The 458-nt window shown below is 65.9% G+C and carries 1 pseudogene; it reads right to left on the reverse strand.

The window, feature by feature from the left end:
• Positions 1 to 458 (reverse strand): annotated as a pseudogene (locus tag VE26_RS17590) (S1 RNA-binding domain-containing protein); the annotation flags it as partial.

The following is a 458-nucleotide window of genomic DNA, read 5'->3' on the forward strand; positions in this document are numbered from 1 at the left end:
CGCTCGCGCGCGGGTCGCTCGTCTGATCCCCCCTGCGCCTCGAGAGTCCGTTGCGGTTGCGCGGAACATCGACCCAGTCCACCCTTACCCTGACGACGTCGCCGGCCTTGACCTCCACATGGGGGTCCTTGACGCAGTTGGCGGCCAGTTGCGACACGTGTACCAGCCCGTCCTGATGCACGCCAATATCGACGAATGCGCCGAAGGCGGCGCCATTGGTCACCGTGCCTTCCAGCATCATGCCGGGCCTGAGATCCTTGATGTCTTCCACGCCCTCGGCAACGGTCGCGGTCTTGAAGGCTGGCCGCGGGTCGCGGCCCGGCTTTTAGATCTCGGCGATGCTACCGCGCACGGTAGGCGGGCCGAAGCCATCGTCGACGAAGCGTTGGGCCTCGAGCGTCCCACAAACACAGTTGTCTCCCAACTGCGTCCGCAGGGCCCAGCCACCATCGTACGTG

The sequence above is a fragment of the Devosia chinhatensis genome, assembly GCF_000969445.1.
Taxonomy (GTDB): Bacteria; Pseudomonadota; Alphaproteobacteria; order Rhizobiales; family Devosiaceae; genus Devosia; species Devosia chinhatensis.